Below are 13,439 nucleotides of genomic sequence, written 5' to 3'. Positions count from 1 at the left end.
TACTATGACAAAAATAAAGCCGATAAAACCTTTTGAACCTATTGTTACAGAGATAATTCCTAATGATGATAATTGGATTGGACAAGTGAAGTGGGATGGAACTAGAATTTTGGTTTATTCATCTGATAAAAACATACAAATTTTCAACCGGAACTTAAATGAACGTTCAAAACAGTACCCTGAGTTAATGACTCCACAAGAGTACTCCAATACTAAGAATTTTATTATTGATGGCGAAGTAATAGCTTTTAAAGATGGTGTTCCATCATTTTATGAGGTTATGAAAAGAGATAAAATTAAAAACATTGAGAAAAACAAAGAACTTATTGAGAATACACCGATTGTTTATATGGTTTTTGATCTGCTATCAATTAATAATAAATGGATTACAAACCTACCACTAATTGAACGACAAAAAATCTTAAAAGAAATGATTATTCCAAATAGCCATGTACAAGTTGTAGAGAACTTTTCTGATACTGAAGCACTCTTCGATGCCTGTATAGAAAATGACTTGGAGGGCGCAGTTTTCAAAGATATAAATAGCACTTATATTATAAATGGTAAAGATAACAGATGGCTAAAGAAAAAGAAAAATCAAGATATAGTTGCTATAGTTGGAGGTGTAACCTTAAATGGCTCATTAGTAAAATCTCTTCACTTAGGATTATATAATGAAAATAAACAATTAGTTTATATAGGTAGTGTTGGCACTGGAAAGTTAACAAAGGAAGACTGGTTGCAGTTTACTGTAGGAATAAATTCATTTATTAGGAATAATTCCCCTTTTGAAAACTTTATTAGTAAAGATAGTGTTTGGATAGAACCATTAATTACTGTGAAAGTTCACTTTCTTGAATGGATTAATGGAAAAAAGTTAAGACAACCAGTTATCGAAGCTTTTGTATCAATAAATCCTGAAGAATGTAAATTAATTTTCGATTAGTCCAACTCCCTGTCCCCTTATAAACTTAATTCAAGTTAGAAAATTCGTTCTGAAATTTTCTCATAGTTGTTTGACACAAATATCTTACTTAACGGTATAAACTAGTAATTGGGAATTTAATCGAATAACAGAGAACTAAAAACGCCTTATGGTAGATATATTCTTCCATAAAGCGTTTTTGGTTTAATTCATATGTCTGTGAAAATGTTTAGGTTTACAACTTTATTCTTAATAGAATAAATTAAACGTCCTTTTTTGAAACATCGTCAGCAATTCTTTTATTTTACTTTTTCCCCTGTTGGATTTTATCCTAATATATCCATCCAAATTTTAACTGCAGTACCTGCGATCATAACTGCTAATAACCATTGTAATACTTTGACATTCATCTTTTGGCCTACTTTTGCCCCCAGTGGCGCCGCTAAAATACTCGCAATGATCATAATGAATGCTGGCCAGTACTCAACTTGACCCGTCATCACTTTACCAACTGAACCACCGATTGATGAAATAAACGTAATAGCTAAACTTGTCGCAATTGTAACACGTGTTGGAATTTTAAGCACCGTTAACAAAATCGGTACTAATAAGAAGCCACCTGCTGCACCGACAATCCCTGATGCAATGCCGACGATTAACGCTAAGCTTACCGCTAACGGTTTATTAAACGTAATATTTGTTGTGTCCTCCACTTTTTTACGCGGAATAAACATCATAATAGCCGCAATCACAGCTAACATTCCGTATACAATATTAACCGCATTCTCCGATAAGAAGCCCGAGCCGTAACTACCAATAAAACTACCAACTAAAATTGAAGCCCCCATATAAATGATTAACTCTTTATGCAGTAATCCGCTTTTACGATAAGCCCAAACTCCCGCAATCGATGCGAACAGTACTTGAACGGCACTAATGCCAGATACTTCATGTGCCGTAAACGCTGCTAAACCAAATAGTGGTGGAATATATAACAGCATCGGATATTTAATAATTGAACCACCGACACCTAACATCCCTGAAATAAATGAACCGATAAAGCCAAGCCCAAAAATTACGGCGATATACATGATAGATAAATCCATTTCCATGTTCTTTTCCTTCTTTCTGAAATGAAGAAAGCTGCCTTCACAACTTGTTGCGTCGACAGCTTACAACCTTTTAAATTATGCTTTTTGAATGTAGAAGTAAAGCACGCCTGCTTCTTCTTTTTGTTCTATGATTGTGTGGCCGCCTGCACCTGCCCATGCTTTGAAATCGTTTAATGCGCCTTTATCTGTTACTAAAACTTCAAGTACTTCACCAGAGTTAATTTTATCGATTGCCTTTTTCGTTTTTACGATTGGCATTGGACATGCTAAGCCTTTTGCATCTAATGTTTGTGTAATATTCATTGAAATTCCTCTATTCTTAAATTTGTTTGTTGTAAGCGACCTATAAGTTTATCGTGTAACCAGGTTGCGTGCCTCTTGAGCGTAAGGCACGCATAGGTGTAACATCTCATTGCTAAACTAAATTAGCGTACTGCGCAACGGTTTGGACCAATCTCCATTTCCGTTTGCTCGTCGTTATCAGGTGTAATTTTACCCATGTTAACGTGGCGAATTTCCTGATAAGCATTTGGTTGTGGTGGTAAGTTATCTGTTACCATTGAGCGGAATACTGCTTCGTCCTCCACGTTTAGCCCGTGGTTTTCAGCAAATAAATCACCAAGGCGTTTTGCAACTGTACCGTCTTCGTTTAGCTCGTCAATGATCATAAAGTGAGCTGGTAAAACGATTAAGTCTTCTGCTAATGTGCGGTAGCGAGAATATAATGTTTCGCGTAAGTCACCAACCCAGTCTTCAGCAAGTCCTGCTAAGTCTGGACGACCGATTGAATCGATGAATAAGATGTCACCTGTTAATAAGTATTGACCGTCGACGACAAATGATGTTGAACCGATTGTGTGACCAGGTGAATAAAGTGCGCCTACTTCGATTTCAGAAGCACCTAATTGTACTTTTAAACCGTCTTCAAGTGGTGCGTAGTCAAATACAACTTCCTCTGCGTCTTTCGGTGGTAAGTAGTATGTTGCACCAGTAGCTTCAGCGATATGACGACCGCCTGAGATGTGGTCTGCGTGTAAGTGTGTATCGAATACATGCTTAATTTCTACGCCTTTTTCTTCAGCGAACTTTGTGAATACTTCTGTGAAGCGTACTGCGTCGATGATCGCTGCTTCGCCTTCAGAAATCACCATGTAAGAAAGACAGCCTTTACCTAAGCGTACGAACTGGTAAAGTTCACCGCCGTTTGCAAGATCCCCGACTTTAATTGGTTCAAGGTACATTGACCAAGATTTCATACCACCTTCTAAGTAGCCAACTTCGCGACCTGCTTCAGATAACATATCTGCTACCATGATGGAAGAACCTTCTTTTGCACAAACAACCAATACCTCTTTGTCGGCAGGAATTTGTGGTAAAATTTCTTCTACACCGTCTAATAATTCGAAGTAAGGAATGTTTAAATACTCGAATTTGTGACCGTCAATTTTCCAGTCTTCAAATGCATCTGCATTACGAACGTCTAAAATGAATAATTCTTTATTATCAATTACTTTGCGTGCTACTTGAGCCGCTGTCCATGCTGTTACTGTCATAATTAATTACCTCCATAGGGACAATTTTTGTTTTTTGATTTGGTAGCATAAAGCTACCGAAACCAAGTAAAGAAAATTGTGTATTATATAAAACAATTTGGTAAATTGAATACCGCTAATTAAAAAGTTAATGTTGGTGCTGCGTCTTTTGCATATTCTAGGAAAGTTACGGCGCCACCAACTTCGATGCCATCTACGAAGTCTTCTTTCGTTAAGCCCATTACGTCCATTGTCATTTGGCAAGCTACAAATTTCACACCTAGTTCCTGAGCCATTTCTACTAATTGTGGAATGGCTGGTACTTGTGCATTTTTAAAGCCTTCGGCAAAATGCTCTTTACCTGCTGGCATTTCTAATGCATGCATACCTTGCTTGTGGATTAAGTTTAAGCCTTCGAATGTGAAGAAAATTTCTACTTCCTTTTCAGAAGCTGCTGCTGCCGTTGCGATATTGAATACTTTATACGCATCGAAAAGTCCGCCGTTCGCTGCGATGATTGCTACTTTGTTTGTCATTTTACTCTACCTCTTTCTGTAATTCGCCTTCATAACCTGTCATTCCAGGCAAGACGTTGTATACTTTTGTAAATCCTGCTTCAGCCAGTTGTTTTGCTGCCATGTCTGAACGCGTACCTGTACGGCAAATCACGTAAATGACTTCGTCATGATTTAATTCACCCATACGGTCTGCAAGCTCACCCATTGGGATTGATTTTGCACCTGGGATGTGGCCGAATGCGTACTCCGCTGCTTCACGCACGTCTAAAATCGTTGCGCCTGCTGCGATCGCTTCTTCATTTGTCGCTGTTTGTTCGAATGTTTTTTCAGCTGCTGCACTCGTTTCAGGATTACATTTGCGGATGTAATGATATAAAACGTCGCCTTCTTCAGTAGTACCGATATATTGGTGCCCAACTGTTTTTGCCCAAGCTGCTAGATCCGCCTTTGATCCTTTATCAGTTGCCACTACCTCTAATACTTGACCATCTTCTAAGCCTTGCATTGCCTTTTTCGCTTTCACGATTGGCATTGGACAAGCTAAACCTTTTGCGTCTAATTTTACGTCTGCTTTAATCATCATGTACCTCCATACCTATTAGGGTATATTATTTTATAAATTTTTTTTGCTTAAGAAGCGGATTACTCTATCTCTCCAGCCCAATCTAACATGCCACCTGTCATGTTCGTTACGTTAAATCCTTGGGACTCAAGGAACTGTGTTGCTTGACCGCTGCGACCACCTGAACGGCATACCATGTAGTAATGCTCGTTTTTATTTAATTCATGCATACGGAATTCCAATAAACCAAGGGGAATATGTGTAATACCAGGAATATGGCCTGCTTCAACTTCTCCTATTTCACGCACGTCGATTAAGTTAACTGCTTCACCAGCTTCAATTTTCGCTTGTAATTCTGTTGTTGAAATGGATTTCATTAAAAGTTCCTCCTTAGTATTCACTCATGCCACCACGGACATTCGTTACTTTTTCATACCTTAACTTCTTTAATTTTAAACATGCTTGCTTTAAGCGCATGCCGCTTTGAGAAATCTCAACGATCTCTTTATCCTTTGGTAGCTTTGAAAAGGCTGATCCAAGTGGTAAGTTTTTAAACTGCTATAAACCGCGTGCTTTATACTCGCCTTGTGTGCGAACATCGATAAAAAATTTGTCCTTATCGTTAATAATCGATTTCAATTGTGCCGTTGTAATCGCCTTTACACTTTTTGTTGGCATCATACGCCATGCTAAAATCCTAATAAGTACTTCAAGTTCAATCTAAGTTTCCATTTCGCATCCCTTAAATAAATAAGTTTACGTTGCCATCTTCTGCGTCTGCTAAATAGGCAGCTACCCCCGCATATTCGATGCCATCTAATAACTCTTCTTTTTGTAAGCCAAGTAAATCCATTGTCATCGTACAAGTTACAATTTTAATGTCTTGTTCTTGTGCCATTTCGATTAATTGTGTCAATGTTAAGGCATTATGCTTTTCCATTACGTGCTTAATCATTTTAGGACCCATACCTGCCATTTGCATTTTAGATAGACCTAATTGCTCTGCACCACGTGGCATCATTTTGGCAAACATTTTTTCTGAAAAGCCTTTTTTCACTTCAACAGGCTCTTGCTTGCGTAATGCGTTAATTCCCCAGAATGTATGGAAAATCGTTACTTCATGATCATACGCTGCTGCACCATTTGCAATAATGTAAGCCGCCATGGCCTTATCATAATCTCCACTAAATAAAACGATTGTTGTTCTTTTCTTTTCCATCGCAACCTCCACTACCCATAGGGGTATTAAATTATTTAAAAATAAAAGTCCTATCGACTTTTTAACAATAAATCAACTGCTTGCTTGATCATTTCATCTTGATTCATACTTTTTTTATTTTCTTCTGACATACAACTCACGAGATTCTCAGTAACAATCACACCAATTGAACGATCGACAGCAGAACGAACGGCACTTAGCTGCGTAATAACGGCTTTACAATCTTTTTCGTCTTCCATCATACGTAAAATCCCTTTCAGCTGACCTTCAATTTTTTTTAGTCGGACTGTGACTTTCGCATCGTATTGCATAATGTTCACCTCTTTACATGTTGCGCATCAATCTAATACACATACTACTACCCCTATAGGTATATGTCAACGCTTTTACTTCACTTTTTTTAAAAGTTTTTAAATTAGCGTAAATTACTCTTATATAACTTTAAATATACTTTCCTAATAATTATTTCTTTCCTTTTAAGATTTTACTAAAAGAAAAAGCCCTATACTCTATGTATAAAGCTTTCTTATTTTTTTGCTGATGGTCAATTAAAAGCAAAAACAGCAGGATTTTAACCCCTTTCTAATTTAATTGAATTTAATTGAATTAATGTTTTAAATTATGTGTTTTTATTTTAACTGAGGGAATCGTAAATGAAAATTGCCTACTTTGTTAGGTTTTAAAGATATTATAAAAGTAAACTTACTTTAAAATATACTTCTTTGGGTTAAAGAATCCTTCTTTCACTAACCTGCTTCGTTAGTTCAATATGAATTAAACAACTTTATTATTTTTTAAAGGACTTTATTATAAAATTAAATAATTATATTATCTCCGCACACCTATCCGGTGGTTTAACTGTTGGCAAAATGGGTTGGATCATTGCTGTTTATCATGCAACGTGGGGAATTTTCTAATTGTTCACAGGTGGCTTATTGTATAAAATTGGATGTAAAGGACTGATTGTGGGCGGGATATGAGTACAGGCGAGCTCGATTTGGCTTATTTTACTTGAGGATTCCTATATGGCATGGCTCATTGGAGCAATTTTAGTTGGACTTGGGACCGCGATGGTTTATCCAACGCTACAAACTGCCATTAGTGATATGGCACCAACAAGATGGCTTGCTCATTAATGAGAATTTATCGTTTTTGGCGTAACAGTGACTCCACGTTCGGAGCACTATTTGCAGGGCTGTTAGCGGACTGGCACTCGCTACCGGTTGCGATGGGGATTATCGCTGTTTTACCAATGCTAGCAAGCTTTAACTATTTACGAACAAAAGAAACTTTACAAAAATATAATCAATTTAAGAAAGTTGGGACTATATGCATACTGAAGTGCTTTCAGAACAACAGCAACGCAAACTCTATAAACGAACACTTTGGATTATTATCACCTCTCAAATTTTTGGTGGGGCAGGTTTAGCAGCAGGTGTAACAGTTGGGGCTCTTTTAGCAAAGGACATGATGGAGAGTGATGCCATTGCCGGGTTACCGACAGCCCTCTTTACACTCGGTTCAGCACTTGCCGCTTTTTCCATTGGGGCGATTTCACATAAAAGGGGACGCCGCATCGGGTTAGCAACAGGCTTTTTCATTGGAACGATTGGGGCACTCGGGGTTATATATGCAGCAGCGATTGATTCCATTGTGCTACTTTTTAGTAGTTTATTTTTATATGGTGCAGGGACTGCGACCAATTTACAAGCTCGTTACGCAGGCACCGACTTAGCTACTCCTACGACGAGAGGTAAAGCGATTAGCTTGGCGATGGTTTTTACAACGATTGGGGCTGTCACAGGACCAAACCTTGTTGCACCGACTGGTAGAATGGCAGATTCAATCGGTCTTCCTACATTAACAGGACCATTTATCCTAGCAGCTGTAGCTTACGGCTTAGCGGGCGTCATTATATTCTTTTTACTAAAACCAGATCCACTGCTCGTTGCCCGAACAATTGAAACGAAGACGCAAGTAACGACCGAATCTACTGAAAAGCGACCACTCATTTATTTAGGTGCAATCGTAATGATTGTTACACAAGTCATTATGGTCGCCATCATGACGATGACACCGATTCATATGACGCATCATGGGCATTCCTTATCGGCAGTTGGTTTAGTCATTGGTATGCATATTGGAGCCATGTATTTACCGTCCCTTGTGACGGGGGCGTTAGTCGATAAATTTGGGCGTTCAGTTATGATTATCGCTTCATCGGTTACCTTATTCTTATCAGGGGTCATCGGAACGTTTTCACCTGCTGATTCCCTACTTAGCATTACGATTGCGTTAACTTTACTTGGTGTTGGTTGGAATTTCGGTCTCATTAGTGGAACAGCACTCATTATTGACGGGACGACATTGAAAACACGTGCGAAGGTCCAAGGAACAACCGATGTATCCATTGCAGTTTTCGGTGCAAGTGCTGGTTTACTGTCAGGCGTATTCATGTCTATGTCGTCATTTGGTACACTGGCATTTGTAGGCGGAGTAATCGGCTTTATTTTACTTCCGGTCTTGTACTGGGCAACCAATAAAACACGTTCATAACGAATATCTCAGCACCAACAAAAGCCCACCGATTCGATGAGCTTTTGTTGATGCTATTTTTATTTTCGCTACTTTAACATATCTTGTCGTGTGATTTGTCTAACAAAAGACGTTTTCACGCCATTTTCATTCATGACAAACCCCTTAGTATTTGCAAAAGCTTTATCATTTAAACACATCGCACAAAATGCCTATAGCGGTACTTTCACAATTCCAGCAACTGTTTGTAATCAATGTCCCCTACTTGAGTGCCAAGTCGGCAGCTTACATCTTTTCCATTTCACTTTTTTAAAATAAAAAAGCTGACAGCATATTGCTTAGCCAGCTTGAAATTCTTATTTAACACAATTCAAAATGTCTTTAGCCAACATTTTAGATCCGGCTACCCCTTTTAAATACTTTAAATCTCCAATAGAAAGCCAATCTATATTACTTAAATTCGCCATTTTGTTAGCGATTTTAACTGAATCCGGTTGTTGCGATTTTGAAAGATAATTTTCATTTAGAATCGTATTACCTGCAATCGCTAATGCATTTAAACAAGTTATGTGAGTCATTCTATATAATTTATTATCCTCCCACTCATCGGGAAACAATTCTTTAATTAAATTGAAGTAAAATAGCGCTAAATTTAACTTTTTTTCTTTCGGCAGTGAAGCTAACTCTGAACCTTTTGTAAGAAGATGAACGATATTATAAAGATTTTGTAATGTGATATTACGCTCTTTACTTCGCATACCTATTAAAGTTCCTTTAGAGAAAAAAGGACTTTCGGGTTTAAGAATGAGGTTTGTAGCTACCCAGCTTAAATCATCCGTATTTCGGTTGAGATAACGGCTTAATGAAGTCCCAATCCCCTTTGCTTTCGTGTTTATGACATCGAAAAGTAAAATTTCTTCATCTTCATCTAAATAATGAAATGCTAGGAATGGGACATTTAATGTAGATCCTGTCTCTTCCATATATTCTTTGATTCCTCCGAGACGATGTTGGCCATCCATCAAAGCGGCCTTGTTTTTACATAATAATCGTCCAAAAGACGGGCGATTTTTATCGTAGGCATGAAACTCCCAATTCCCTGCTGCATTTAAAAGAATAGGCGTATAAAGTGCGCCTTCACCTTGTGATAAATAATTCGCAAAATCAGTACAACGCTTTTTCGTTATTGGGCGCTGGTAACCTTTTCCTGATGGATCGTTATAGAGCTTAGAATAAGAAAACTGTATAGCAATTTGCGACGAGACAGCACCTTGATATGCTACTCTGCCTCTCATTTTAGTCTGAACAACATTTTCTATTGCAATATTAGAATTTAATAAATTACTCAATTTCTTAACTCCTTTTTGTTACTACTAAGTATAATAATACTTTTACGTATAGTATTCAAGTTTTTTGCGCTTATGGTTATCTTTTGGATTTTTAAATCTCACATAATCTTAAAGTGAGGTGATAAAATGTCAGAACTAATTAAAGTTATTTGTGCAAACATTAGAGAAGTTAGGAAAATTAATGGTTTAACGCAAGAAGAATTGGCCGAAAAATGCGGTTTACATACCACTTACTTAGCAGGTGTTGAGCGTGGAGAACGCAATATTACTATGCAAACACTTGAAAAAATAGCGCATGGATTAGAAATATCACCGATCGAATTATTAAAGTTTGAAGGATTAGACATTGATGAGCAATTTTTTAATAAGCAAGAGAAGCTAAAGGTATTATTAAACATAATGAATGACTTTAATGAGCGTGAAATAAGTAGAATTATTAATATTGTTCAAGAAATAAAACAAATGTATAAATAAATATGTATCTATATAGTTAGAGCAGCAATTCCATCATGGAATTGCTGTTTTTTTATCCTGGTTATTATCACTTACTATATGGAATTGATATAATACAATTAAACATTAGTTGCAGGGAGGAAGACTTTTGATAGATGAATTTCTTAATTTTTTAAATTCAGAATCAAATTTGCTACAAAATTTAGTTTCTATTTTCACAATATTTGGGGTTATTATTGCAGTAATAACCGTTATACTTACTATGATTAATTTAAAGGCTGTTGTTAGACAAGTTTATGAAATGCAATTACAAAGAACACATTCACAAGAACCAGATTTATTTATCGAACCGGTTGAGTTATTTGTTAATTTTCAAAATGAAGAAATCTTATTTGCTGCCTCATGGAGCAATAACATTGGAGATTCATTCAGTGAGGTTAATCCTCTACCAGTTAAAATAACGAATATTGGAAATGGTGTGGCAAAGTATGTATCACTCAAGGCATATATTGAAAAAGACTATCTCAATGAATTAATAGAATTGGATAAGGATAAAATTTTTAATTTACGAAATTTGTATACTGATTACGGTATGGAATTTTTTCAGTATGAATACGGTGAAGATTTTAAAAAGAAGTCTATGCACAATTATGATATGGATTCAACAGATAATCAGTCTTTTAATTATATACGACCAGAGCAATCAGTTTCTTTTCTATTAAATAAAAGTCATCAAGCGATTTTTAATATTGCTATACTCTTAAATTGTATTCATTTTGACTCTAAATTAATTCCTAGAATGAAAGTATTAGTAACCTATTATGATTCATTTAATAATAAATATGAAAAGGATACTGACATTTACATTGGAAGAAGTACTGTTAAACATTCATTTCAAAATGATTATGATATTTCGGTAAATTTTAAACTAGAGGGACTCAATAGATTACCTAACAAGGATATTAATCTTGATTAATGCTGCTTTGTAATAAAGTTTAATTAATCTTATTAATCTCAAACAATAAGAAGAGCGTTTTGATTAAGATTAATCAAAACATACTCTTTCTTATTCGCAGCTTATTTCTTTAATAAGTTAAAGTATTTAATAAACCTTTTTTCTCTAAAGCCGTTTATCTAGCCTCAGTTAGTATTCTCCAGGCACAATCCCTATTACGTCTTATGTGTCTGGGTTTACAAATACAAGTGGGCAGTAAGTGTATCTACGATTGTATTATAATCACAAACGGATTATAGAAAAATTAAAAGGATTGAGTCCGGTACAATACCGAATTCAATCCTGAAGTTGCCTAACTTAATATATAATATTTAACTTTTTGGGGTGCAAAAGGTGATAAGTACTTTTTAATTACATCACGTTATTTCACAATTAATGCTGGGCAATGAACACGCTTCATTACTTTATGGCTTACACTACCTAATACCATTTCCTGTAATGAATTCAAGCCACGGCTACCTATGATAACAAGATCAACTTTTTTCTCATTAGCATATTTCACAATTTCAGGGCCTGGTGTACCATGTAAAATTGTTAATTTAAATTGCTTACCAGCGGATCTTAAAACTTCTTCTATTGGCGCTATTTTACGTTTACGCTCCAACATTAAACTTTCGCTGGACTTTGCATGTAAAACTTCGGTTTTTGCCTTTTCAAAATCTGCAACATATATCATTTCAATTAATGAAGCATCTGAAGCAATTTTCACTGCTTCTTTAGCTGCACGCACAGCATTTTCAGAACCGTCAACCGCTAATAAAATATGCTGATACATAAAGAATCCCCCTTTAATGTGACACACTAACATTTAATAATTGTTTATAGAGCTTTTCACTCGCAGGATTCATACCGATGACTTTTACTGTCTTACCCTGCTCTTCCAGCTTTGTGACGACTTTTACAACAGCACCAACAGCGGATTCGTCCCATAAATGACTACTTGTTAAATCAATCGTGACATAATTTTCTTTTGCTTCTTCAAGCGTTTGAATAAAGTTTTGTGTCGATGCGAAAAACAGTGGCCCTTCTACAATAAACACACCTCTATTCTGATGGATACGAACCTTTGAAATCGATGCTACGAAGAATAATGCACTTAAAATTACTCCCAGAACAACGCCAATTGCTAAGTTGTGTGTATATACAACTGCTGCAACTGTAGCAAGCATCACAATCGCATCTGTCCGAGGCGCTTTTGCAAGATATTTAAACGAACCCCAATCAAATGTACCGATACTCACCATAATCATAATTCCTACAAGTACAGGCATTGGGATATCTACTACAACATTCCCAAGTACTAAAATCAAGAACATTAAGAATAAACCTGCAACAAGTGAAGATAGGCGACCTCGCCCACCAGATTTGACATTAATAATCGATTGGCCAATCATTGCACAACCAGCCATCCCACCGAAGAAACCGTTAATTAAGTTTGCAATTCCCTGTCCACGTGCTTCTTGGTTTTTGTCTGATTTCGTATCTGTCATATCATCGACAATTTGAGCCGTCATCAGAGATTCCATTAAGCCAACTAATGCCAGTGCAAGTGCATATGGGAAAATAATCGACAATGTTTCTAAATTTAACGGTACATCTGGAATGAAAAAGCTTGGTAAGCTCTGTGTAATTGAACCTAAATCCCCAATTGTCTTTAATTCCACATTAAACATAAATGTGACTGCTGTTAATAATATAATCGCGATTAATGGAGCTGGAATCGCTTTAAAGAAACGTGGCAATATATAGACGATAAGTAATGTAACGGCTATAAAAACATACGTCATTGTCCCTTCACCTAAAAAATGGGGTACTTGTGCCATAAAAATAAGAATCGCTAAAGCATTCACGAAACCTAACATAACTGAATTCGGAATAAAGCGCATTAATTTCGCAATGCCAAACACGCCAAATAGTACTTGTATAACCCCTGTTAAAATTGTGGCTGCTAATAAATACTGTAATCCATGATCTGCTACTAAATTAACGATAACTAATGCCATTGCGCCAGTTGCAGCAGATATCATTCCCGGTCTGCCACCAACAAATGCTATAATAACTGCAATAGAAAATGACGCATAAAGTCCGACCATTGGATCGACACCAGCAATGATGGAAAAGGCAATTGCTTCTGGAATGAGCGCTAATGCCACGACAATCCCTGATAAGATGTCTCCACGTACATTACCGAACCATTGTTGTTTTAAACTTTGCATGAT

General features: G+C 36.5%; 15 protein-coding genes and 2 pseudogenes. 5 read left to right on the top strand and 12 right to left on the bottom strand.

Translation table 11 applies throughout. The annotated features are described in order from the left end of the window. Window positions 1–4 precede the first annotated feature (4 nt). Window positions 5–946 (top strand): ATP-dependent DNA ligase, encoded by a 942-nt coding sequence (locus tag MKX73_RS15845; RefSeq protein WP_340718291.1) that lies wholly within the window; start codon window positions 5–7, stop codon window positions 944–946. Window positions 947–1,251: 305 nt separating this feature from the next. On the opposite strand, the gene MKX73_RS15840 is transcribed toward MKX73_RS15845, so the two are convergent. From MKX73_RS15840 to MKX73_RS15800, 9 genes and pseudogenes are all read right to left on the bottom strand, one after another. Then, complete coding sequence (locus MKX73_RS15840; protein ID WP_340718920.1) at window positions 1,252–2,031, bottom strand: sulfite exporter TauE/SafE family protein; 780 nt, start codon at window positions 2,029–2,031, stop codon at window positions 1,252–1,254. Window positions 2,032–2,112: 81 nt separating this feature from the next. Further along, on the bottom strand, window positions 2,113–2,340 hold the full coding sequence (locus MKX73_RS15835; protein WP_340718290.1) for a sulfurtransferase TusA family protein: 228 nt from the start codon (window positions 2,338–2,340) through the stop codon (window positions 2,113–2,115). Window positions 2,341–2,462: 122 nt separating this feature from the next. Beyond that, on the bottom strand, window positions 2,463–3,590 hold the full coding sequence (locus MKX73_RS15830; protein WP_340718289.1) for an MBL fold metallo-hydrolase: 1,128 nt from the start codon (window positions 3,588–3,590) through the stop codon (window positions 2,463–2,465). A 119-nt stretch (window positions 3,591–3,709) separates the two neighbouring features. Further along, a complete protein-coding gene (locus MKX73_RS15825; RefSeq protein ID WP_340718288.1) occupies window positions 3,710–4,105 on the bottom strand; it encodes a DsrE/DsrF/DrsH-like family protein in 396 nt (131 codons plus the stop codon). A gap of 1 nt (window position 4,106) precedes the next feature. Continuing rightward, complete coding sequence (locus MKX73_RS15820) at window positions 4,107–4,667, bottom strand: sulfurtransferase TusA family protein (RefSeq protein WP_340718287.1); 561 nt, start codon at window positions 4,665–4,667, stop codon at window positions 4,107–4,109. 62 nt (window positions 4,668–4,729) lie between these two features. After that, window positions 4,730–5,026, bottom strand: coding sequence for a rhodanese-like domain-containing protein (locus MKX73_RS15815; RefSeq protein WP_340718286.1), 297 nt, complete (start codon window positions 5,024–5,026; stop codon window positions 4,730–4,732). Window positions 5,027–5,039: 13 nt separating this feature from the next. After that, window positions 5,040–5,327, bottom strand: a pseudogene (locus MKX73_RS15810) (rhodanese-like domain-containing protein). A 64-nt stretch (window positions 5,328–5,391) separates the two neighbouring features. Next, window positions 5,392–5,868 carry a DsrE/DsrF/DrsH-like family protein gene (locus tag MKX73_RS15805; RefSeq protein WP_340718285.1) on the bottom strand — a complete coding sequence of 159 codons (477 nt, stop codon included), beginning with the start codon at window positions 5,866–5,868 and terminating at the stop codon, window positions 5,392–5,394. Window positions 5,869–5,918: 50 nt separating this feature from the next. Further along, window positions 5,919–6,179: a metal-sensitive transcriptional regulator gene (locus MKX73_RS15800; RefSeq protein ID WP_340718284.1), complete on the bottom strand. Its 261-nt coding sequence runs from the start codon at window positions 6,177–6,179 to the stop codon at window positions 5,919–5,921. Between the two features lie 1,018 nt (window positions 6,180–7,197). On the opposite strand from MKX73_RS15800, the gene MKX73_RS15795 reads away from it, so the two are divergent. Next, window positions 7,198–8,424, top strand: coding sequence for an MFS transporter (locus MKX73_RS15795; RefSeq protein WP_340718283.1), 1,227 nt, complete (start codon window positions 7,198–7,200; stop codon window positions 8,422–8,424). A gap of 335 nt (window positions 8,425–8,759) precedes the next feature. Here the strand turns inward: MKX73_RS15795 and MKX73_RS15790 are convergent, their stop codons facing one another. After that, the gene (locus MKX73_RS15790; protein ID WP_340718282.1) at window positions 8,760–9,752 is read right to left on the bottom strand and encodes a DGQHR domain-containing protein; all 993 of its coding nucleotides are present in this window, start codon (window positions 9,750–9,752) and stop codon (window positions 8,760–8,762) included. 126 nt (window positions 9,753–9,878) lie between these two features. Here MKX73_RS15790 and MKX73_RS15785 point away from each other — a divergent pair, with 126 nt between their 5' ends. The 3 genes and pseudogenes from MKX73_RS15785 to MKX73_RS15775 all read left to right on the top strand — a co-directional run. Further along, window positions 9,879–10,226: a helix-turn-helix domain-containing protein gene (locus MKX73_RS15785; RefSeq protein WP_340718281.1), complete on the top strand. Its 348-nt coding sequence runs from the start codon at window positions 9,879–9,881 to the stop codon at window positions 10,224–10,226. Window positions 10,227–10,353: 127 nt separating this feature from the next. Then, the gene (locus MKX73_RS15780; protein WP_340718280.1) at window positions 10,354–11,181 is read left to right on the top strand and encodes a hypothetical protein; all 828 of its coding nucleotides are present in this window, start codon (window positions 10,354–10,356) and stop codon (window positions 11,179–11,181) included. Between the two features lie 241 nt (window positions 11,182–11,422). Beyond that, window positions 11,423–11,506 (top strand): annotated as a pseudogene (locus tag MKX73_RS15775) (IS3 family transposase); the annotation flags it as partial. Window positions 11,507–11,581: 75 nt separating this feature from the next. Here MKX73_RS15775 and MKX73_RS15770 read toward each other — a convergent pair. Continuing rightward, window positions 11,582–11,995, bottom strand: a complete 414-nt coding sequence (locus MKX73_RS15770) for a universal stress protein (protein ID WP_340718279.1) — start codon at window positions 11,993–11,995, stop codon at window positions 11,582–11,584. Between the two features lie 13 nt (window positions 11,996–12,008). Continuing rightward, a complete protein-coding gene (locus tag MKX73_RS15765) occupies window positions 12,009–13,436 on the bottom strand; it encodes a SulP family inorganic anion transporter (RefSeq protein ID WP_445326860.1) in 1,428 nt (475 codons plus the stop codon). Window positions 13,437–13,439 lie beyond the last annotated feature (3 nt).

Origin of the sequence: Solibacillus sp. FSL W7-1436, from assembly GCF_038007305.1 — a bacterium.
GTDB lineage: Bacteria > Bacillota > Bacilli > Bacillales_A > Planococcaceae > Solibacillus.
This window is presented reverse-complemented; position numbering and strand designations above follow the sequence as displayed.

Bases quoted from the DNA above. Each gene is read 5' to 3' on its own strand.
- MKX73_RS15845 (WP_340718291.1), top strand. From the start codon at position 5: ATGACAAAAATAAAGCCGATAAAACCTTTTGAACCTATTGTTACAGAG.
- MKX73_RS15840 (WP_340718920.1), bottom strand. From the start codon at position 2,031: ATGGATTTATCTATCATGTATATCGCCGTAATTTTTGGGCTTGGCTTT.
- MKX73_RS15835 (WP_340718290.1), bottom strand. From the start codon at position 2,340: ATGAATATTACACAAACATTAGATGCAAAAGGCTTAGCATGTCCAATG.
- MKX73_RS15830 (WP_340718289.1), bottom strand. From the start codon at position 3,590: ATGACAGTAACAGCATGGACAGCGGCTCAAGTAGCACGCAAAGTAATT.
- MKX73_RS15825 (WP_340718288.1), bottom strand. From the start codon at position 4,105: ATGACAAACAAAGTAGCAATCATCGCAGCGAACGGCGGACTTTTCGAT.
- MKX73_RS15820 (WP_340718287.1), bottom strand. From the start codon at position 4,667: ATGATTAAAGCAGACGTAAAATTAGACGCAAAAGGTTTAGCTTGTCCA.
- MKX73_RS15815 (WP_340718286.1), bottom strand. From the start codon at position 5,026: ATGAAATCCATTTCAACAACAGAATTACAAGCGAAAATTGAAGCTGGT.
- MKX73_RS15805 (WP_340718285.1), bottom strand. From the start codon at position 5,868: ATGGAAAAGAAAAGAACAACAATCGTTTTATTTAGTGGAGATTATGAT.
- MKX73_RS15800 (WP_340718284.1), bottom strand. From the start codon at position 6,179: ATGCAATACGATGCGAAAGTCACAGTCCGACTAAAAAAAATTGAAGGT.
- MKX73_RS15795 (WP_340718283.1), top strand. From the start codon at position 7,198: ATGCATACTGAAGTGCTTTCAGAACAACAGCAACGCAAACTCTATAAA.
- MKX73_RS15785 (WP_340718281.1), top strand. From the start codon at position 9,879: ATGTCAGAACTAATTAAAGTTATTTGTGCAAACATTAGAGAAGTTAGG.
- MKX73_RS15770 (WP_340718279.1), bottom strand. From the start codon at position 11,995: ATGTATCAGCATATTTTATTAGCGGTTGACGGTTCTGAAAATGCTGTG.
- MKX73_RS15765 (WP_445326860.1), bottom strand. From the start codon at position 13,436: ATGCAAAGTTTAAAACAACAATGGTTCGGTAATGTACGTGGAGACATC.